Origin of the sequence: Luteolibacter arcticus (assembly GCF_025950235.1) — a bacterium.
GTDB lineage: Bacteria > Verrucomicrobiota > Verrucomicrobiia > Verrucomicrobiales > Akkermansiaceae > Haloferula > Haloferula arctica.
The window spans coordinates 549,481-570,264 of sequence record NZ_JAPDDT010000004.1 but is presented as its reverse complement, the minus strand read 5'-3'; the positions used below and the strand labels follow the sequence as shown (position 1 = coordinate 570,264).

Below are 20,784 nucleotides of genomic sequence, written 5' to 3'. Positions count from 1 at the left end.
CACACTTTCAAACCCTGCCAGGACCGGCTTTCCGTCTCTAATTTTCAACGAAATCGGCCTTAAGTAAGTGCCATTCGTCCCGGCTCCTTATTCTTGGTGGGCTCGGCCCTTACAGCACCACCTGTGTCAGTGAGACGCTGTACGAACTCTGCTGGTGCATTCCCCGGCTTCAGCAGCAGCGGACCCACGCCCACTTGCCCAGCGTGGGAAGCAGGCGGAATTCGAAGCCCCACGGGATGGCCGGATTCACCGGTCCCGCGCCTGTCATCCTGCGGCGGATGAAGCCGCCCACCAGATACCAGTAGATGCCCTTTTTCCTGTCCCAATTCCGAACCACCGAAGCGGACGAAGGAATCCAATCGCCCACATGGCACTTCAGCGGGTCATTCCACGCATGAGGGGTGCTTGTCATGGATCAATATTCACCCGGTGTTCATGCGGTGCAACTTGGGGGGGAATGGAAATTGCGGTTTCGTTTGGATGGTTGCGGGTATTGGATGCGCGCATGTCCGACTCCATCGCCGAACTCACCGTCCGCATCCGGTCCTTCGTGGCCGCGCGCGAGTGGCAGCAGTTCCACAACCCCAAGGACATGGCCGTGGCCATCGCCGCCGAGGCGGGCGAGTTGCTGCAACACTTCGTCTGGCAGCAGCCGGACCAGGTGGAAAAACGGGCGGACGAGCGGCGTGACGAAATCGCCTCGGAGATCGCGGACGTGGGGATCCTGTTGTTTGAAATGGCGGATCTCCTCGGCATGAATCTCGGTGAGGTGATGGAGACGAAGATCGCCCGCAACGAGCAACGCTACCCGGAGGACAAGTCCAGGGGGAACAATCTCAAATACAACGAACTCTGATCACCTGCTTGACCCCGGCGCCCATCGCGCCGGATGTTGTGCTACGTTTCAATCGATCCACCATGAAGACCATTTCCTTTGCCCTCGCCGGTGCCGCCGCTCTTTTCGTCGCCGCTTGCGATTCCAAGTCCGATACCTCCAGCAACACCTCGACCTCGGATTCCACTTCCGGCAGTTCCACGGCAGGCAGCTCGCATGAAGGGTCAGGTGCTGAAGAAAGCAAACCCGGGAAGACCGGGCCGCGCGAGGAGAAGGCAAAGCCGGAGCAGAAGACGACCTCCAGCGGACTGAAGTACACGGTGCTCAAGAAAGGCACCGGCAACGTGAACCCAAAGGCCTCCGACACGGTCACCGTCCACTACCACGGCACGCTGCTCAATGGTACCGTCTTCGATAGTTCCGTCGACCGGGCTGAACCCGCGAGCTTCCCGCTCAACCGGGTGATCCCCGGCTGGACCGAGGGCGTGCAGCTCATGGTGGTGGGCGACAAGTTCAAGTTCGAGGTCCCGGCCAACCTCGCCTACGGCCCACAAAGCCCGACCCCGGCAATCCCGCCGAACAGCACGCTGGTATTCGAGGTGGAGCTGTTGGGGATCCAGTGACTCCACGTGGCCCGCACACTCGTGTGCGGACTAGCGACCAGGTCTGCCGTCGGCTCACCCGCGAATTCTTCCCGCACACGGAGTGTGCGGACCACTTTTACGCGAACCACTTCACGCCTGCCGCGAAGATCGGCTGCTTCTTATCGCCGGGGATGTTTTTGGCCACGCGGGTGCCGCTGCGTTCGGTGTGGGCCATCTTGCCGAAGACCCGGCCGCAGGGGCTGGTGATGCCTTCGATGGCGAACAGCGAGCCGTTCGGATTGATGTCGATCTCCATCGAGTAGGTGCCTTCGGTATCGACGTACTGCGTGGCGATCTGGCCCTTGGCCGCGAGCTCGGCGATGACCGCGGGGCTGGCAAGGAATTTGCCTTCGCCGTGAGACACGGGGACGCTGTGCAGGTCGCCGACTTCCATGCCGGCCATCCACGGCGACAGCGTGCTGGCGATGCGGGTGGTGACGTAGCAGGAGACGTGGCGGCCGATGTCGTTGAAGGTGAGCGTAGGGGCATCGGCGTGCGGGTCGCGGATCTCGCCGTAGGGGACGAGGCCGGTCTTGATCAGCGCTTGGAAGCCATTGCAGACGCCGAGCACGAGGCCGTCGCGGTTCTTGATCAGGTCCATGATCGCATCGGCCACGCGCGGGTTGCGGATGATGGTGGCGATGAACTTGGCGGAGCCATCGGGCTCGTCGCCGGCGCTGAAGCCGCCGGGGAACATGAGGATCTGCGACTCGCGGATCTGCTGCGCGAAGGCTGCGAGCGATTCCTCGATGTGGCGGGATGTTAGATTCCGGAAGACGAGGATCTCAGGCTCGGCGCCGGCTTCGCGAAAGGCTTTTGCCGAGTCGTATTCGCTATTGGTGCCGGGGAAGGCGGGAATCAACACCTTCGGCTTCGGATGCTTGGCCGATGAGGTCTGCTTGCTGCCGGTGAACGATGCGGCGAGCGAGAGGTGTGGGGTGTTGGCGACGGTGGCGTCTTCCTTGGTCGGATAAACCGGCTCGAGCGTGCCGAGCCAGGCGGCCTGCAGCTCATCGAGCTTGTGGCTTTCGCCGGGGAAGGTGAGTTCGGGTTCGGCGACCGTTTCACCGAGGACGCGGGCGAAGAGCGACGCGGGGAGCTCGCCATCGTGCTCGACGAGGAAGCAGAAGTAGCGCTCGGCGTAAGGCTGGAGATCGGCGGTGATATTCGCGCCGATGCGGTTGCCGAAGGCGCTGGTGGCGATGCCATGCATCAGGCCGCCGGAGCCGAGGGCCTTCATCGAGAGGATCTTGCCGGTGGCATTCAGCTCGTGGAGCGCGGCGGCGACTTCGCAGAGATTCTCGAAATCGGGAAGCTGGTCGTCATCGCGACTGACCTTGACCAGCGAGAGGGTGCTGCCGGGCTTCTTGAACTCGGGCGACAGCGCGAGGCTGGCTTGGCCGGGAGCGAGGGCGAAGGAGACGAGCGTCGGCGGCACGTCGAGGTCATTGAAGGAACCGGACATCGAATCCTTGCCGCCGATGGCTGCGAGGCGCAGGCCGTGTTGGGCGTGGAAGGCTCCTAACAGCGCCGCGAAAGGCAGGCCCCAGCGTGACGGATCGCCGCCGAGCTTCGGGAAGTATTCCTGCAAGGTGAGTCTAACATCCGAGAGGCGCGCGCCGGCGGCGACGGCCTTGCAGACCGACTCGGTGACGGCATACACGGCGCCATGGAAGGGCGACCATGCGGAGAGGTAGGGATTGAAGCCCCAGCTCATGTAAGTGCAGACGTCGGTGTCGCCTTCTAACAGCGGGAGCTTCGCCACCATCGCATCGGGCTGGGTGAGCTGGTGCTTGCCGCCGAAGGGCCAGAGCACGGTGCCCGCGCCGACGGAACCATCGAAGCGTTCGCCGAGGCCTTTTTGCGAGCAGTGGTGGAGGTCAGAGAGCAGCTTGGTCGCCGACTGAGGCAGATTGAACGCGGACTGGAAGATGCCCTCGGGCGCGCTTACGTGGACCTTGGCGGTTTGTTGGACGCCATTGGTGTCGAGGAAGGCGCGGCTGAGATCGACGATGGTTTTGCCGCGCCAGTTCATGCGCAGACGGCCGTGATCGCCGACGACGGCGACCTTCACGCACTCGAGGTTCTCCTTGTCGGACTCGGCGATGAAGTAGGCGGCATCGGCGGGATCGATGCAGACGGCCATGCGCTCCTGCGACTCGGAAATCGCCAGCTCGGTGCCATCGAGGCCGTCATACTTCTTCGGCACGGCATCGAGATCGATGTCGAGCGAGGGAGCAATCTCACCGATGGCCACGGACACGCCGCCAGCGCCGAAGTCGTTGCAGATTTTGATCTTCCTGGTGAGTTCCGGATTGCGGAACAGGCGCTGGATCTTCCGCTCGGTGGGCGCGTCGCCCTTCTGGACCTCGGCGGAGTTTTCCAGCGCGGTGTCGGTGTGCTCTTTGGAGGAACCGGTGGCACCGCCGACGCCGTCGCGTCCGGTGCGGCCGCCGATGAGCAGGATCACATCGCCGGCAGCCGGCGTGCCGCGGAAGACCTGCGAACGCGGCGCGGCGGAGACCACGGCGCCGATCTCCATGCGCTTGGCGACGTAGCCGGGGTGATAGACCTCCGCGACCTGGCCGGTGGCGAGGCCGATCTGATTGCCGTAGGACGAGTAGCCGTGTGCCGCGATCTGGCAGATCTTCTTCTGCGGAAGCTTGCCCGGCAGGGTCTCGGCGAAGGGGGTGAGGGGATTGCCTGCACCGGTGACGCGCATCGCCTGATAGACATACGAGCGGCCGGAGAGCGGATCGCGAATGCAACCGCCGAGGCAGGTCGCCGCACCGCCGAAGGGCTCGATCTCGGTCGGGTGGTTGTGGGTCTCGTTCTTGAACATCACGAGCCACTCTTCGACCGAAGTTGAGAGTTGAGAGTCGAGGGTTGAGAGTTTGGAAATCTCGACCGGCACCACGATCGAAGCGGCATTGACCTCGTCGGAGACCTCGAGGTTATCGAGTTCGCCGCTCGCCTTGAGTTCGCGCATGCCGATGAGCGCGATGTCCATCAGCGTGACCGGCTTGTCCTCGCGGCCGAGTTGCTTGCGAGTGGCGAGATAGCTTTGCCACGCGCGCTCCACCGGCTCGGCACCGGGAGCAAAGGTGGCCTCGTCGATCTTCGTCAGGAAGGTCGTGTGGCGGCAGTGGTCGGACCAATAGGTGTCGAGCATCCGGATCTCGGTGATGCTCGGGTCGCGCTTTTCCTCATCGCGGAAATAGGTCTGGCAGAAGGCGAGGTCGGCATCGGACATCGCGAGGCCGAGTTCCTTTCGCAGCGCGGCTAGGTCGACGGCGGGCTTGGTGGTGAAGCCGGTGAGGATTGCGACATCGGCCGGGGGATGGATGTTTGGCTGAAGGCTTTCCGGAAAGTCCATGCGGGCTTCGTGGGAATCCACGGCGTTGATGACGTAGCCCTTGATGCGGGCGATGTCGTCGGCGGACACGCTGCCCTTCAGCACCACCACCTTGGCGGAGGCGACAAGCGGGCGCTCCTGGCCCGTGAGAATCTGGACGCATTGCGCGGCCGAGTCGGCGCGCTGGTCGAACTGGCCGGGAAGATACTCGACGGCGAAGGCGGTTTCATTGGCCGAGATCGCAAGTGTCTCGGTGATCACGTCGACCTGTGGTTCCGAAAGAATCAGGCGGACTGCTTGCTCAAACTGCGCGTCGGTGAGCCCGTCGATGTCGTAGCGTTGGACGATGCGGACGCCTTCGAGGGCGGGCAGGCCGAGGGATTCGCGGAGATCGTGCAGGAGGTGGCGGGCCTCGGAGTTAAAGGCGGGCTGCTTCTCGACAAAAATGCGGTTCATGGGCGGCTGGGACCTGCGGAGGCGTGGGATGCTAATCACGACCCGGGGGAGGGCAAGACGGGTGATTGCCGAATTGCCGCGGAAGTCGCCCATCGACGCATGCCGGGGAATTTAAGCCGGCCGCTAGAAGTCTGTACGGCGCAGCATTTCCGCTACGAAGATTTCTCAAGCCGCCGCCTTGTAGCGGAAAGCGAGATTCACGCGCTGGGCCTGGTAGGTGCGGTCCAAGCGCACCTGCTTCATCGAGCGCAGGCAGAAATCTTCCAGATCCTCGCCTTGGCGAAGTCTCACCGGGATGGTTTCCAATTCCGAGCCATCGGCCCGGACGGCGATCTCGAGATACCGCTCCATGAAGTCGCGGAGGGGGGTCAACTTAGGCATCGACTCGACGCCGGCAGCGTTGAAAAGCCGGAAGAAGCAACGCACGCACTTGCCGGGATGACCCTTGCTCATCAACAGCTCCCGGAGATCGAGGATGGTATCGGCTTCCCTCGCCAAGGAGGGGGCCAAGGGCAACAGCAGGGCATCAATTTCCTGAGGCGAAAGCGTCACGCGGCGGACAAAAGCCCAATTGAGACGTTGTCGCAATAGAAAATGCCAACGGTTAGAAGTCCTTTCGAGTGCTTTGACTGGGATCAATCGGCTTTTTCGAAGTCCCCGCACCAGTCGTCCCCGGCGGTCACAGGGAACATCGACTCGAACTTCACCTCATCGTCCACCTCGAAGGCGACGGTCTGAGGCGCGTGACGGCGGCATTCGCCGTGCGAGTCCTCCATCGGATTCCAAAAAGCACAGGCTTCGCAGGCGCGATGAGCGGTCTTCGTATTCATGGCAGTCGTGGGAAATACCATTCCCTGCGTAAGGCGGATCGTTCTTGCCCGCAAGACGCAAAAGCTCCGGGCGGGGGGGGGCTCAGCCTGCGCGCCAGTCGGACGGGCGCATGCCCTTTTCGGCGACGAAGGCCTTGGTGAAGTGGCTAAGGCTATTGTAGCCGACTTCGAAGGCCGCCTCGGTGACGTTGTTGCCCCCGTCGCGCAGCAATGCCGCCGCGCGGTCGATACGGATCTCGCGGAGCTTCTGGCTGAGGGTTTTCCCACTGTGTTGCTTGAAAAGCCGGCTCAGGTAGTGGGGGGCACAACCCACGTGCTTGGCGACGGCGAGGAGGTCGAGATCCTCCCGGAAATGGTCGCGCAGCCATTGCGTCGCGGCGTCGATGCGCTGGCGCAGGGGGTCACCGCCGGAGTTGCTCTCCCTCGGTGCGCCACCGAAGAGACTGAAACACTCCAGGAGCTTTCCGCGGAACCACGCGGGCCGCAGGGCGCGCGGGACCGGCGGCTGGAGCAGCGATTCACAGAGATCGCGCTCGGCTAGGGTCATGGACCGGAGATGGCCGGTATTCGGGGGGCTAGGCAACGGGGCCTCCCGGAGGACGGGATGCATGGCCATGCTCGACTCGCCGAAATTCGCGGTCAGCCACGCGGTGCTCGCGGAGAGGACCACGAACCGGTGCCTGCCGTCGCCCGCCAGGCGACTCGCGTGGATCATTTCGCCCGCGGCGGTTTTCAGAAGAGACACCGTGCCGGGGACAATTCCTAGGCGGGTGTGAAGGCCCAGCACCACGCCGTGGCCATTGAGGTTCAGGACCAAATGGCCCATTCCGGGGGTCAAGAGGTTGCTCCAATCGGCGGCTTGGACGACCTCCGAATCCACGCCCTTTACCGCCACGCCGGGAGCATCGTGGAGGAGAATGGGGTGAAATGTGGCGGCCATCAGCAAGCTGTCGCCCGTTAGGAGAGATTAATTGCAATTGAGTCTCAAGAATAAGAATGGGATTGGCGTTGAATTATCTCAAGTTGGTGGCTGGTTGTCTTCGAAGGGCGGTGATGGCAATGCTGCGCCACGAATTGGCAAACGGCCGTGAGCGCGGAGGGGGTGGGGGAACGAAGGTCGGGGCGTTCTTCCGCACGCCATGCCGACCACCCGTTCCACTCATCGCCGCCGTCCGCTGATGGCGCTTCCTTGCCTCGCGGCGTTGCTTGCGGGTGCTTCTTCGCAAGCGGCAGTGCTGCTGTCGGACTTCGACTTGGGCGGTTCGCTTGAGACGACGACGGCCTGGCATGACTTCACCTTCGAAGGCAACCCGTCCCGCACGCCCATTGCCGGAACCGGGACCATCACGATTTCGCCAACGGCGTTCCAAGGCACCTTTGGCTTCTATAGCTTTACCTCCGATTATGCGGTCACCGCCACCCAGACGGCCTCGTTCGATATCGCCAGCGTGGTGTGGCAGATCGAGTGTTCGCCGAATCCCGACTTGGCGTGGCCCTACGATGGCGGGCCATTCCTGACGGTGGTCACGGAGTCGGGCAGCGAGGTGCTGGCGCCGGTGGCGTTTCGAAGCGGGGACTCCGAGTTCCGCGACAACTTCGGCCCGGAGCCCATCCTCTACACGGCGTTCGCCTGGCAGTGGAACCTCTCGTCCATCGACGAGACGATCGCCTCGATCACCCTGACCGCACCCATCCCGGTCCACACCTCGGTCACCGCGTCGCAGATCGAAGTTGCGAACTCGTTCCTCCAGGTCGTGCCGGAGCCCTCGGCAGTGCTGCTGTCCTTCGCCGCCCTGCCGCTCCTCGCGCGCCGCCGCCGGACGACTGTCTAACAAATCATTCATGAAACCATTGTCATCCCTGCTTGCGGTGCTGCTGATCGGCAGTTCCGCCTTCGCCGACGACGCGACGTTTGAAAAAGATCGCAAGGCCATCCTCTCGATGGCCGGCGACTTCAAGGTCGGCTTCCATTTCCAGGAAACCTTCTCGATGCACGAAGGCTACGAAGCCGTCGAGAAGCCCTACGAGGAAAACGCCTTCGAGACCGTCAAGGTCGTCGAGGATAGCGGCAAGCGCATCGTGCTCCAGCACATCCTCCAGGCCGGCCCGATGGTCGTGAAGCACTGGGCTCAAATCTGGACCTACGAGGATACCGAGATCCTCGAGTTCCAAGGCGGGCGCGTGTGGACCTCGAAGAAGATCAGCGCCGAGGAGGCGAAGGGCAAGTGGAGCCAGCGCGTCACCCAGGTGGATGACTCGCCGCGCTACGAGGGAATCGCCGCGTGGATGCATGGCGGAGAGACCAGCGAGTGGACCGCTGCCGCCAATCGTCCCAAGCCACGGCGTGAGGAAAAGCGCGAGGATTACGATCTGCTCGTCGTCACCAACCGCCACACCATCACCTCGCAGGGTTGGTTCCACGAGCAGGACAACACCAAGTGGGTGAAGCGGGAGGGAAAGGAGTATCCGCTGTGCCGCGAGATCGGATTCAATCCCTATCTGCGGGTCAAGGACCACGACTTCGCGAAGGCCAACGACTACTGGCAAAAGACCGCGCCATTCTGGAAGGACGTCCGCAGCGTGTGGGACGAACTCTATCCGGATCAAGGCAGCATCAAGGTGCTGACCAAGGCGGACGAAGGACGGCTTCAGGACCTGGTCTCAGAACTCGTCGATGATGCCGAAGACGGCAAGACCCCGGCCGTGGAGAAGATCCGCGAGACCTTGAAGCCTTTCGTCGTCGCGCAATAGCGCACGGATTCCGTGATCGTGCCCCGTTCCATTGTTTTCCAGGTGACGTTCGCCATCGGTATGGCGCTGCAATCGGCCCCGGCGGCGGATCCTGAGGAGGTATCCGCCGCCGGGGACGACGGGTCGGTGGTCCATGACCTCGGCGAGTTGGTGGTCGTCGGCACCCGTACCGAGCAGCGTTGGATTGATGCCGCCGGAACCACGCTTCGTGCGGATTCCGAAGACCTGCTGCGCACCGGCAGCCAGGATCTCTCCGGCTTCGCGAAGTACGATCCGACCGTTTCGTTGCCATTCGACTTTTCGAGCGGCGACGGGGCCTTCGGCTACGGCCAGTCCGGCTACGGCAGCATCAATATCCGCGGCGCGGAAGGAAACCGTATCGCCATCGAGCTCGATGGCATCCGGCAGCCGCCGCAGTATGTCTCCACGTCCTTCGACATGGGCAGCGGCGACGGAGCCGGTGGCATCGGCCGCGACTACTTCGACCCGGCGTTGTTCGACTTGGTCGAGGTGTTGAAGGGCGGTGCGAGTGCCCTCTATGGCAGTGATGCGCTGGGTGGCGTGGTCGCCTTCAGCACGCCGGATCCGGCGAGCATGCTGACCGGACGCAACGCCGGTGGACTACTGCGAACGCAGTACTTCTCCGCGAATGAGAGCATTGCCGGTCAAGTGGGGGGAGCCGTGAGGAAGGGGGATACTTCGGTGATGCTGCTCTATGCCGGCCGCCATGGTGAGGAGACGGCGAACAATGGCGTCGAGCCGCCGAACCCGGCGGACTTCACTTCGAACTCCGCGTTGCTGAAAGCGGAGCACGTCCTCGGTGATCATGTCTTCCGGCTCGCGTTGGAAGCATTCGAGCGCGAGGCCTTCACCGATGTCCGCAGCGCAGCGTCGTCGAAGTTTCCTGTCTTCAACGACTACGTCTATAACAATCAGCTCCTGGATCGCCAGCGTGCGAGCCTGAAGTGGCAATGGACGCCGCAGTCCGAGTCCGCCTGGGTCGATCAGCTCGACAGCCACGCCTACTGGCAGCATGCCGGCACCGTCAGCGAGAATGACTCGGCCTCGAAGCCGTTTGTGATCGACGGCGTGCCGATTCCCGGCACCGAGCGGCCTCGCCAGCAGCGCATCAGTTTCGACACCGACATCATGGGGCTATCGTCGGTGGCTCGCCGTGAATTCGGCGGCAGCGGTCGCGTGACCCACGCCGGGATGGCTGGCATCGATCTCTCGCTGGAGAGCGGAAGCAATCGCTTCACCCGTCTTGACTCCGGCATGTCGGATGACGTGAACCGCACGTCCTTCGCTCCGACGGACACCATCCGCACGGGTGTGTTCCTGCAGGATGAGATCAAGATCGACGGCCAGTGGTTCGTCACTCCCGGGCTCAGGCTCGATTGGCAGGGGATCAAGCCGGACCCGAACCAAGCCTATCTCGATCGTCTCGCTGCGCTCGGTCGCTTTGGTCAGGAGCCGCCGACCGATTACGAGAACTTCTCCGTCTCGCCCCGCCTGAATCTCGCGTGGAAGCCCACGGAGATCGTCCAATGGTATGGCACCTATGCCCACGGCGTGCGGAATCCGACTGCCGAGGAGTTGTCGATGGTCTTCGATCACCCGCCCTCCGGTGGGAATCCCGCGGGTGCCTTGACGATCCCGAATCCCTCGCTGGAGGAAGAGCAAAGCGATGCCTTCGAGCTCGGCTTTAAGGCGGAGGGAGATGCCGGGCGTTTCCAAGCGTCGGTCTTCTACACGAACTACCGCGACTTCATCGAGAATGGCGTGCCGACCGGCGAGCTGGATGACGATGGCCGGGAGATCGTCACGACGGTGAACCGCGGCGAAGCGGAGATCTACGGCTTCGAACTCGGCGGCATGCTGGAGGCGGGTCATTTCCACGACAAGGCCGAGGGCTGGCAGCTCGGATTGGCCACCGGCAAGTCGATCGGCAACAACCTGACCGACGACGTCCCGCTGAACTCGATCGAGCCGTGGAAGACCGCCGGCTTCATCGGCTACGAGGATCCCGAGGGGCGCTTTGGCGCGCGGCTGTCAGGCATCTACACCGCGGAGGTGACGCGGGTGGACGATACCACCAATCAGGGAGCGTTTTTCCGGCCGCCCGCCTGGTTCACCCTCGATCTCGCCGCGTGGTGGGAACCGACGGAGACGGTGGCCATCCATGCCGGCTTCAACAACATCTTCGACGAGAAGTACTGGGCATGGGGCTCCGTGCGTCGCGGCAACGGTCATCTCGGCGGCAACGCCACCTCCGATCGCTCCACGGCACCGGGCCGGAACTTCAGCCTGTCCTTCACCAAAACCTTCTAACAAGACTTCATGAGATCCGCCATCCTGATGCTCGCGTGCAGCCTGACTGCCACCGGTGATACCGTCACGCTGACTTCCGCGAAGGACAGTGACATTTATTCCTATAGCGACCGGCCCACGGGCACGACATCCACCTTGGGAATCAATTCCAGCGGCGCGGGATCGCCGCACTCCCAGCGCTCGCTGATCCAGTTCAACCTCACCGGCCTCGCGATTCCTTCCGGGGAGATCGGCGCCGCGAAGCTGCGGCTTTTCGTGGTTCCGCCGGATCCCGCGTTTGGCGCGTTGACTCCGGGAAATGTCGAGGTCTTCCGCCAAACTGCGGCGTGGACGATCACGAATCCCACGTTGCGTTGGAATCATTTCCTGGCTGCGGACTCCGCCGGTCTGCTGGTGGTGCCTGCGGGTTCGTCGGGGTCGTGGACGGAGATCGATGTGACGCCGCTGGTGGTCGCATGGGCATCGGGCGGTGTCGCGAATCACGGCTTTGCGCTGCAGGCGCAAAGCGAGAGCATTGCGCTCAATGTGACGTTCGCCTCGATGGAGTTCCCGGGCTACGCGCCGCAACTGGTGATCACGAGAGCTGTGGCGCCTGCGGCTCCTCCGGCTTTGACGCTCACGGCGACGGGTAATTCCTTCGATCTTCGCTGGCCGGTGGCGGATAGTGGCGGCTGGGTGTTGCAAACCGCGGAGAGCTTGGCAGGGCCGTGGACGCAGGTGATTGGAGCGACCCAGAGTTCAGGGAGCTGGCAGGTCAGTGCCGCGCCGAATGCTTCGGGCCGTGGGTTCTTTCGTTTGTCGAAGCCGTAGGGGGGAGGTGGGTCGGGTTTGTTGAGAGGGACGGGGATGTATGGGATGATGGGACGCCCCAGCGAAAAGCCCTCAGCCGAGGCTTCGGAGCCTGTCTAACAGACATCCGCCAGACGCATAAGGTGTCCCGTTGGGACACGATGCTCGACGCCGGTTTACCCGGCACTTCGTGCCGGGCTATTATGAGCCGTCCCGTTGGGACGAAGAAGGAGGCATCCCGTTGTGACGAGGAAGAGCGGTTCTTGTTAGAGAAGAAGAAGCCGCGCCGGCAACGGGAGTTGCGAGCGCGGCGTGGGTGAAAGCAGTATCGCTTATTTGCGGCGACGGCGGATCACCAGCATCGCGGCACCGAGCGCACCGAGTACTGCTGAGCCGGGCTCGGGGACGATCTGAATGGCATCCAGCGTCACGTGATCGGCGGCGCTGTCGATCGTGAACTGGATTTCCGCGCCGGAGGCCAGATTGGCATCGGTCCAATACCAGTGATAGATCTGGAAGTTGTTCATGCCTTCCACGGAGGCACCGGTGAAGACCTGCTGGCTTGCAGCCACACCATTGAGCAACACGGTGAAGAAGTTCGCGGAAGCTGCCACTCCGCCCGACGGCGGGGTGAACTTGAGGACAAGGCCGATGATCGGAATCGTCTCATTGGTGGTGCCATTGATCGCGAGGTCGAATGGAAAGGAGTCCGGGCCGAAGCTGCCTGCGTAGAGGCGCTGTCCCGCGCCGGTGATGTTTCCTCCGGTCATCGTGGCGCTCAGCGTGGCGCTGACTTGGCCGGTGTTGGTGTCCGGCGCATCGTTGGAGAATACGACGGGAGTCGGAGGGGTATTGGGGAAGGTATCCCAGGTGGTGACGATGGTTCCACCGGCCAAGCCGATGGTGGAGGCGACGGCACTGCCTGTCATCCCGGACAAGGCCAGTGCCATCAAGGGGGCGATCAATCGTTTCTTCATGCGCGGAAGAGCGTGAAGAACATGCGGTGAAGGCGCTAACGCCCGCTTGCGGAATCTTGGCGCGCGATTGCGAAGCTCATTTGGAAGCGGCACCGGATGGCTTCAAGACGAGGTCATCCGGAGTGTAGGGGGTCTTGTCCGGGCCGGCCGAGCGGAGTTCAAGCTGCTTCCATCCTTCCGGATGTACGACCAACGGTGTGCCCCAACGGTCGATGAGCCATCCCTCCTTTGAGAATGCCCGATGTCCTTCCGGCACGAGGACCTCGCGGTTGGAATTCTCGCCACGTAGTGCCGCGGAAAGGTCGGCGTTGCCACCGATGGGAAAGCGGCTGGCATCCTTCACCACGGAGAAGTAGCCGGCGGCCACGCGGTGGATCTTCCGCAGGTCTTCGATCGGAGGCGTCGCAGGATCTGCGTAGCCTTCAAGGAGTCGCTCGGCGGCAGTGGGAGTGCGAGGCGTGGGGGCGTGCGTGCGGTCCGGAATCGTGGATTCTTCAGCGGTCCGCGGTGCTTCCGGGGGTGCTTTCAGGAACATCCACGTGAGCGGGGCGAGGGCTGCGAGCGCGACGACCCATGCCCAGGCGGATAACCGGCGACCGGATTTCACGCGAGGAAGCCGACCGGGTTCGAACTACTATAGGGATCGTAGAAGTTCCCGATGTTCGGCAGCACCATGTCCATGTCGCCGGGGGTGACGCCGAACCAGCGCAGCAGCTCGCAGAAATACTGGTCGGCGGAGAGCTTCGGGAAGATGCGTCCGCCGCGGCCGACGTCGTCCGCGCCCTCGATGACCAGCGACGGGAAGGTGCCGCGGACCTGTCCCCCCGCGACCGGTCCGCCCATCACGATCTGATTGCTCGACCATGCGTGGTCGGTGCCTTGGCCGTTCGAGCGCAGCGTGCGACCGAAGTCGGAGGCGGTGAAGGTGATCACGTCGTTGGCCAGGCCCAAGGTCTCCAGGCAAAACTGGAAGGCGTAGAGTGCGCCATCGAGGATCGCGAGCATGTTGCCATGGTTTTCCAACAGCTCCGCATGATGGTCCCAGCCGCCGAAGTCGATGAACATCGTCTGGCGCATCAGCTTGAGCTGCTGGCGGATGGCGATGGTCTTCACGGCGGCGCGGAATTGCGAGGAGATCCAATGGTTCGGGAAGGGCGCGTTGTTCACCACGTTGGTCACGTTCTGGGTGTTGAGCGTGCCGGGATTGGCAAAGTGCTGCTGGAACTCCTTGCCGCGGTCCATCGAGTTCGCGGTGATGCGGCCGTGGGTGCGGTGGAAGAGATTTGAGTAATGCTGCTCGACCGGACTGGCGACCGTTTGCTCGATCACTTGTTTCTTCGCCTGGAGGGCAGCGGAATTTTCGATCGAGCCCGTGAACGCGAGCGCGCCGCCGCCAGTGATGACGAACTGTCCTTCGCTCTGACCGATCTGGAAGGCGGAGTTGCCGGCGACCGAGAAATTCATCGGCATGTAGAAGTTGCCGGTTTGCTCGGTGTTGATGGTAGAGTGAATGACGTCTGCGGCACGTCCCCCCCAGCCGGAGAGGACCTGCATGCCTTGTGGTACCGAGGTTTGCCACTGCTCGATCTGGTCGCGGTGGGAAAAGAGCGCCTTGGGCACGGCGACGCTGCCGTTGAGATAGGCGCTCTTGTTAGGGATTGGCTGGATCAAGGTGCCGACGTTCGCCAGCATGCTCACGCGCTTCTTGCCTGCCAGCACGCCGGTGCCGGTGCCATTGAACAGATCGGCGAGCTTCGGGCACGAGGGATGGAGGCCGAAGTTGGTGCCGTTCAGCGCTTTCAACTGCCCCTCGGGGATCGCAAGGTTCGACCGGGCGGCGGCATATTCGCCATAGCCAGCGCCGCGGGGGATGAGCAGGTTGAAGGTGTCGCAGCCACCCGACATGAAGACGCAGACGAGCGTCTTGCGCTGCGTGCCGAAGCCGCCCTGGGCCGCGGCGTGATTCGCCATCGTCAGGTTGAGCAGCGTCGAGAGGACGGAGGTTGAGCCGATCGCGGCGCAACTGGCTTCTCCGAGGAACTTGCGGCGGTTCATGGTGGGCTTCAGCGTTGGATGGCACCCTCGGGGCAGGTCATGGCGGTCCAGATCGCGAGGGCGACGCGCTCCTTCGGTGCGAGCGAGGACTGGGAAACGGCATTGAGCAGGATGCCGCGGGTGCGGGCCGTCATGGTGCCGGCGCAGACCAGCAGGTTCACGTGATCGACCAGTGCCGCCGGGTTCTCGGCCAGCAGCAGCGTGGCGGAGTAGTCGAGCGGGTAATACCAGTCATAGGACGAGCGGAAGCCGCGGTGAAGGTATTCCCAGATCAGGTTCGGGAAGGAGATGGACGAGTAAGTATCCACGATCTGGAAGCCGGGACTGACCAGTCCTGCATTGCGGATTTCGCCTGGGGCCTGATAGACCGGCGTGTAGAAATTGAAGACGCTCGGCGAATTCGTCGGTTCCTGCTTACTAAAGCCATAGTAGGTCTCGGTCCAATTCCACCAGACGAAGTTGGGATGGGTCTCCGCGAGCTTGAAGAGGCGGCCGAGGTGCATCGTCTTCACCACCGGTTCACGGACCTTTCCGAAGGTGGGCGAGAGCGGTTGCTCGCGCGCTTCGGGATCGAGCAGGATGGTCTTCACCACCGCGCCGAGGTTGCCGCGTTTGCCGGTGCCGTCGTTCACGAAGACGTCTTGCACGCGCTGGATGTAGGCGGGCGAGGGGTTGTCCGTGATCAGGAACTGGATGAGCTGGCGACAGACGAAGGGCGGCGTGTTCGGATGGCGGAAGAGCGCATCGATGGCGTCGCGCACGTCCTGGAGGCCGTTGCTTTCGGTCGCTTCACGCGGTGGGACCACGAAGCCGTGGGGGAGAATCTTCGAGTCGAAGTCGTGGCGATCGGCATGCATCACCATCGGCTTCGTGTAGTGCTCGTCGGCCCAGCCTCCGCCGCTCCAGCCATAGGGAGAGTCGTAGTAGAGTCCGGTGAAGACGCGGGCGAGCTCGGTGATGTCGCCATTGTCGTAGGTCGGGATGGGCTCGCCGTGGACGTCGAGCTTGCGGCTGCCATCGGGATTGAGTTCCCATAGGCCGATGGTGAAGAGCTGCATCAGCTCGCGGGCGAAGTTTTCGTCCGGGTAGCGGGGGATGGCCGGGTCGGCTTTCTGATTGCCGGCGTGGCTCAGGTAAGCGCCCATCGCCGGATGCATCGCGACATCCAGAAGCAGGTCGCCGTAGTTACCGAACGAATGGCGGAGCAGAGTATCGTAGTAGTGCGTGATGCCTTCGGAGCGCTCCTCCAGATTCGCGTCGCGGCGTGAAACGACGAGGATTTCGGACAGGGCGAAAGCGATGCGCTGGCGGAGCTGGTCCTGACCTCCGATGGCGGCGCGGGCGAAGGGCGTGGTGGCATTGTTGCCGAAGAGGAACTTGTCCTGGTCGCTGTAGTTGTACGTCCGGTCGATGTGGGCACCGACGGCATCGCGCTTCGCTTCGACGATGTAGGGCGTGTGGAAGGATGTGGGCAGGGTGAGCTGTTCGTTGATCCATCCTGCATATCCGAGCTGGCGGACCTTCGCGATGTCATCGGGGGTGGGCCCGAAGGTGGATTGCATCAGGAACCGCGAGGCATTCACCGGTGACGGCGTGCCGGGTGCGCTTGAACCGGAAGAACCGCCCGAAGGAGACGAACCCTGGACCTTATCCAACAGCGCTGCAGCATCGCCCGAAAGGGTCTGGCCATTCGCGCGGACGATCGATTGGGAGAGAGTGTCGGTGGTGCTGTTAGACGACCCGATCACGGTGGTCTCCGCCCAGTCCTCGACGCCGTCGCCATCGGAATCCTTCGGCAGGATCTCCGTGCGATAGTAGTTGCTCCCGGCGGGCAGCATTCCGGCCGGGATCACGAGTTTCCGCCGGCCGTCGGCGATGCTGGAGGCCGGCAAGCCGGTCGCGCTTTGCCAATCGGAGAGCGTCGGGCTGGTCTCGATGCCGAACGCTTTCAGCGGCAAGTCGGTCCACGAGAGGACGAGGTTGCCATTCTCGCGCCACGTCTTGAGGTCGATCCTTGAAGAGGGATCATCGGGATCGGTGCCCGCTTCGCTTTCCTCCAGATTGCTCATGCCGTCGCCGTCATCATCGGCACCTGCCGCGCGTGAAATGCCGCCGGACCACAGCGTCCAGGCATCGGAAAGTCCGTTGCCATCGAGGTCGGCGAGATTGCCGGTGAAGTTGAACCAGGCGGGCTTGCTCGCGGCGGATAGGGGATTGGCCCCGCGATGGAGTTCGATGGCGTCGGATGCACCGTCGTCATCGCTGTCGGAGTCGCGCGGGTTGGTGCCGGCGAGGAACTCCTTCAAGTTGGTGAGGCCATCGGCGTCGGCATCCAACGTGGCATCGGCGGCGCTGCCGATGTTGAAGGTGTGGGTGGTTTCCCACGAGTCCGGCATGCCGTCGTTGTCGGTGTCGATGGCTCCGAGGGCGCTCGGAGAGATGTAGGCGTCCACTCCGGTTTCGAGTGTCACGTCGAAGGCGCCGGCGACTCCATTGGCATTGGTCCATACCGCGGTGCCGTTCGAGAGGGATGGCTCCATCGCTTGGGCACCGGTCCACGATTGGGATGCGAGGGTCACGGGTACGTCGGGAACCGTGAGATCGGCGATCAGGAAATTCAGCGTCCACGCGTTCGTCCCTGCGTTGGGTTGTGTGGCGGAGAATTCCATCCGCAGCGGCTTGGAGTCGTCGCCCGTGCCAAAGCCGCTGAAGCCGAAATCCTTCGTGCGGTCCAAGGGCGGAACATTCCAGTCGCTGCCCCAGTAGCCATCATCCGTATCGAGGGGATTGTCCGGGATCTCCGGAACGCGGAACAGTCCCTCAATGCAGCGGAAGCGGTAGGTCACGCGGCCATCGCGATAGCGCAGGCCGATGCCGACCGATTTGCTCCAGCCGCCATGGTTCACCTGGGCCACTGCCTCGCCAAGCATGGTGTCGCTGCCCTCCAGCGCGCCGACCATCGACTGCGAGTGGTTCCAGAGCAGGCGGATATTGTCAATCTGCCAGCGCCAGGTCCGGGTGGCGGCATTCCAAGTGGGCACTGGCGGCGGGACGCTCGCGGCGGACATCGGGTTCGTGCCCGCGGCGCGTTCGAGTGCGTCATTGTAGCCGTCGTCATCGCTATCGGCATCATTGGCCAGCGAGGGGAAAGGGGAGGCATTCACCTCGTCGCCATCCAGCAGCGTGTCGTCATCACGGTCCGGATCGAGCGGGCCGGCATCGCTGTTGTCCGGGATGCCGTCGCGGTCGGTGTCGCGATGGTGGAGGTCGGTACCCGCGGCGAGTTCGGCGGCATTCGAAACCGTATCGCCATCGGCATCCGCGAGGGCATCGGGAACGGTGGGATTCAGGCGGTGTTCAATTTCCACCGCGTCCTTCATTCCGTCGCCATCGGCATCGGTCGAGGTATCGATGATCTGAATGCCGTGGAAGCCGGACCTGTTGTAGTAATCCACGGTGACCAACTGTCCCTGCGGCCCGGGCAAGGGCGGGGTCGGCGTGGCGACGGTGGTGAGGGTGAGGGATTGGCTGGCCCCGGTCAGGCCGCGAAAGCGGACGAAGTTCCCGGACTGGAAGGCAGTGGTGGACGTGACTTCAGTGAACCCGCGGAAAGGAGGATTGGAGGCTGAGAGGATGGCGCGACCGGCCGCCTCGCCTTGGCGGGTGAGGATCGACTTTTCACCCGGGTAGGTGGAGCCGACATACACAAGAAGGTCATAGGAGGAGTATGGAATGCCGGTGAGCGAAAGGGTCGCGGGCAGATTGAACGCGGTGGTGACGACACCGTTCGAATTCACGGTGCCCTTTACCTGGGTGTGAATCATCCCGTTGTAGAGCCGCTCATTGCTGGTGCCCTTGTGCAGGCCGGGGCTGGCGTAGTGGCAGCTCCAACTCGCGGCGGCATCCGTGGCCTGGCCCCGGTTGTTCTTCAGTGACGACAGGCTGCCCGGGGTGGTGACCCCGTCCGCCCGCCACTGGGGTAGCGGCGGCGATACATTCCAGTGGGGAAAGCGGAAGAAACCGGCGGGATCGCCCGCGGGCAGGATGGCGGACTGCTGCGACTCGGCCACAAACTGGAGGGCGATCGAGCCGGAGAAGCCAAAGGGCATCGACGCGGCGGAAGCGGGATTGCTGCCTTGCTCGAGCTCGATGTTGTCGGGGTAGCCGTCGGCATCGCTGTCCGTGAGCAGGCGATTGGTGGTGGTTTCGGCACCATCGGAAATCCCGTCACCGTCGGTATCGCGGAGCAGGGGATTGGTGCCGAGTGGGATCTCCGCGGAGTCGGAAATGCCGTCGTTGTCGGTGTCGGCGTCGGTTGGATTGGTGCCGGCTTGGTACTCGACGAACGTGGTCCGCCCATCGCCATCCGGATCAGCGGCGGCATCGGCGGGATTGCTTTCGCTGAGGCCGAAGCTCTCCTCATACCACCGCGGCAAGTCATCGTCATCCGCATCCGCCATGCCAGTGGGATCGTGGTCGAGCTTCAGGTAATCGAAGCCGACCCAGCCGCCGGCCGTGCCGCCGGTGCGTTCGATCTGGATGACGTTCGGCCCGGTGACCGCATTCACCGAGGCGGCCGGAAAGGTCATCTCCAGCGTGCGATTCCACGTGATGCCGTTGAACGTGGCCACCGGCTGGCCGTTCATGGTGACGACCACATTGTGGGTGCCGAAGCCCGGCGTGGACCAGCCGCCCCAGATCAGGTCGAGGGTCAGCTTTAGCCGCGAGGATGACGCCGCCTGCGCGACGGTGAGCGGAAAGTGGATGCGGTTGCGCGGATCGCCGGAAGTGATCTCGCGCTCGAAATTTGAGAGCGGCTCGTCCCCGATGGGGCCGAAGCCGGGGTAGGTGCCGGCGCGGTAGAAGTCGTCGTCCCTGGCGATATTCGAACCGGGCGCGGGGTTGGACGACCAGGTCGGATTGCCGAATTCATTCGGCGTGCCCTCGTCATTCCCGAGCTGCCAGATGCCGTAGAAATAGGGCACTGCGGCCACGGGCTCGGCCATGACAAGCAGCACCGGGAGCACGGGCAGGTGTAAGAGGAACCGCAGCATGAGCGGGTAATGCTTCACGGAATCGCATTTTTTGCAAACCGACGTTTCCGTTTCAGAAGCAGAGGGCTCCAGGCGAGCAGGATCAGTGCCGAGGGCTCGGGGACCGCGGTAATGTTGTCGATGAGCATCGAACTGGAGAGTGCCACGCCCGTGTGGTCGGGGTCGGGCGAGTGGAGAATGCGCATTTCGGTCACGTTGGCGAGGGTCGCCACGGCATTCGTCCCGCTATCGGAGGCCACCAGTGAGACGGCGCGGATGTCGAAGTCGAAATTCCCCCAGGGGGCAGAGGCGGGGACGGATTCCGCGGCCGTGATCCACCAGCCGCCGGGACCGTTGAAGGCGATCCGGACGGAAAGCGAACTGGTTCCGAGGTTGCGGAGGTCCGCCATGATCGTGGTGACGCCTTCGCCGGTGAAGTCGCCAGTCCAAGTCGTGCGGTTGAAAGTCACCAATCGCCCGCCGGCACCTCCGCCATTCGCGGTGACCCGCAGCGACGAGTCGCCGCCGCCGAGCGGGCCGGAGTCGGCGAAAATGACGGGCGGGTTGGGATTCGGGCCGCCGCTGGTCCATCCGCCGAGGGCGTCGAAGTTATCGGTTTGAAACAGCGTGACGGCGGCGGGGGCCACGGAAGGGCTGGAAGCAAACAGGAGCGCGAGGAGGGGAATCGCCTTCATGGTGGCACCATGGCAAATCGCCCGCAATTCTCC

Annotated in this window: 16 protein-coding genes; 6 read left to right on the top strand and 10 right to left on the bottom strand. The window is 63.4% G+C overall.

Going from position 1 to position 20,784, the window contains the following annotated elements:
* Positions 1-169: 169 nt before the first annotated feature.
* Complete coding sequence (locus tag OKA05_RS13100; RefSeq protein ID WP_264487599.1) at positions 170-412, bottom strand: hypothetical protein; 243 nt, start codon at positions 410-412, stop codon at positions 170-172.
* A 93-nt stretch (positions 413-505) separates the two neighbouring features.
* Here OKA05_RS13100 and OKA05_RS13095 point away from each other — a divergent pair, with 93 nt between their 5' ends.
* Complete coding sequence (locus tag OKA05_RS13095; RefSeq protein WP_264487598.1) at positions 506-856, top strand: nucleotide pyrophosphohydrolase; 351 nt, start codon at positions 506-508, stop codon at positions 854-856.
* A gap of 62 nt (positions 857-918) precedes the next feature.
* Positions 919-1,458 carry a BamJ family beta-barrel-assembly machinery protein gene (gene bamJ / locus OKA05_RS13090; protein WP_264487597.1) on the top strand — a complete coding sequence of 180 codons (540 nt, stop codon included), beginning with the start codon at positions 919-921 and terminating at the stop codon, positions 1,456-1,458.
* 97 nt (positions 1,459-1,555) lie between these two features.
* Here bamJ and OKA05_RS13085 read toward each other — a convergent pair whose 3' ends face one another.
* The 4 genes from OKA05_RS13085 to OKA05_RS13070 form a co-directional block, all read right to left on the bottom strand.
* Positions 1,556-5,290: a phosphoribosylformylglycinamidine synthase gene (locus tag OKA05_RS13085; RefSeq protein ID WP_264487596.1), complete on the bottom strand. Its 3,735-nt coding sequence runs from the start codon at positions 5,288-5,290 to the stop codon at positions 1,556-1,558.
* Positions 5,291-5,455: 165 nt separating this feature from the next.
* The gene (locus tag OKA05_RS13080; protein WP_264487595.1) at positions 5,456-5,842 is read right to left on the bottom strand and encodes a hypothetical protein; all 387 of its coding nucleotides are present in this window, start codon (positions 5,840-5,842) and stop codon (positions 5,456-5,458) included.
* An 83-nt stretch (positions 5,843-5,925) separates the two neighbouring features.
* Positions 5,926-6,120: a hypothetical protein gene (locus OKA05_RS13075; protein ID WP_264487594.1), complete on the bottom strand. Its 195-nt coding sequence runs from the start codon at positions 6,118-6,120 to the stop codon at positions 5,926-5,928.
* 82 nt (positions 6,121-6,202) lie between these two features.
* The gene (locus OKA05_RS13070) at positions 6,203-7,060 is read right to left on the bottom strand and encodes a helix-turn-helix transcriptional regulator (protein WP_264487593.1); all 858 of its coding nucleotides are present in this window, start codon (positions 7,058-7,060) and stop codon (positions 6,203-6,205) included.
* Positions 7,061-7,259: 199 nt separating this feature from the next.
* Between OKA05_RS13070 and OKA05_RS13065 the strand changes: the two genes are divergently transcribed.
* The 4 genes from OKA05_RS13065 to OKA05_RS13050 are packed head-to-tail and all read left to right on the top strand — an operon-like array spanning position 7,260 to position 12,012.
* Entirely contained in the window at positions 7,260-7,952 is a 693-nt protein-coding gene (locus tag OKA05_RS13065; RefSeq protein ID WP_264487592.1) for a hypothetical protein, read from the top strand.
* Positions 7,953-7,962: 10 nt separating this feature from the next.
* On the top strand, positions 7,963-8,871 hold the full coding sequence (locus OKA05_RS13060) for a DUF6607 family protein (RefSeq protein WP_264487591.1): 909 nt from the start codon (positions 7,963-7,965) through the stop codon (positions 8,869-8,871).
* A 12-nt stretch (positions 8,872-8,883) separates the two neighbouring features.
* Positions 8,884-11,202, top strand: a complete 2,319-nt coding sequence (locus OKA05_RS13055) for a TonB-dependent hemoglobin/transferrin/lactoferrin family receptor (protein WP_264487590.1) — start codon at positions 8,884-8,886, stop codon at positions 11,200-11,202.
* A gap of 9 nt (positions 11,203-11,211) precedes the next feature.
* Positions 11,212-12,012: a DNRLRE domain-containing protein gene (locus OKA05_RS13050; protein ID WP_264487589.1), complete on the top strand. Its 801-nt coding sequence runs from the start codon at positions 11,212-11,214 to the stop codon at positions 12,010-12,012.
* 311 nt (positions 12,013-12,323) lie between these two features.
* Here OKA05_RS13050 and OKA05_RS13045 read toward each other — a convergent pair whose 3' ends face one another.
* The 5 genes from OKA05_RS13045 to OKA05_RS13025 all read right to left on the bottom strand — a co-directional run bounded on the left by OKA05_RS13045 (position 12,324) and on the right by OKA05_RS13025 (position 20,751).
* Entirely contained in the window at positions 12,324-12,968 is a 645-nt protein-coding gene (locus OKA05_RS13045; RefSeq protein ID WP_264487588.1) for a PEP-CTERM sorting domain-containing protein, read from the bottom strand.
* Positions 12,969-13,044: 76 nt separating this feature from the next.
* The gene (locus OKA05_RS13040; RefSeq protein WP_264487587.1) at positions 13,045-13,575 is read right to left on the bottom strand and encodes a hypothetical protein; all 531 of its coding nucleotides are present in this window, start codon (positions 13,573-13,575) and stop codon (positions 13,045-13,047) included.
* A complete protein-coding gene (locus OKA05_RS13035; RefSeq protein WP_264487586.1) occupies positions 13,572-15,023 on the bottom strand; it encodes a DUF1501 domain-containing protein in 1,452 nt (483 codons plus the stop codon). Before OKA05_RS13035 ends, OKA05_RS13040 begins: the two co-directional genes overlap by 4 nt.
* Before the next feature lie 8 nt (positions 15,024-15,031).
* Positions 15,032-20,095 carry a DUF1800 family protein gene (locus OKA05_RS13030; RefSeq protein ID WP_264487585.1) on the bottom strand — a complete coding sequence of 1,688 codons (5,064 nt, stop codon included), beginning with the start codon at positions 20,093-20,095 and terminating at the stop codon, positions 15,032-15,034.
* On the bottom strand, positions 20,092-20,751 hold the full coding sequence (locus OKA05_RS13025) for a hypothetical protein (RefSeq protein WP_264487584.1): 660 nt from the start codon (positions 20,749-20,751) through the stop codon (positions 20,092-20,094). The genes OKA05_RS13030 and OKA05_RS13025 overlap by 4 nt, the downstream gene beginning before the upstream one ends.
* Positions 20,752-20,784 lie beyond the last annotated feature (33 nt).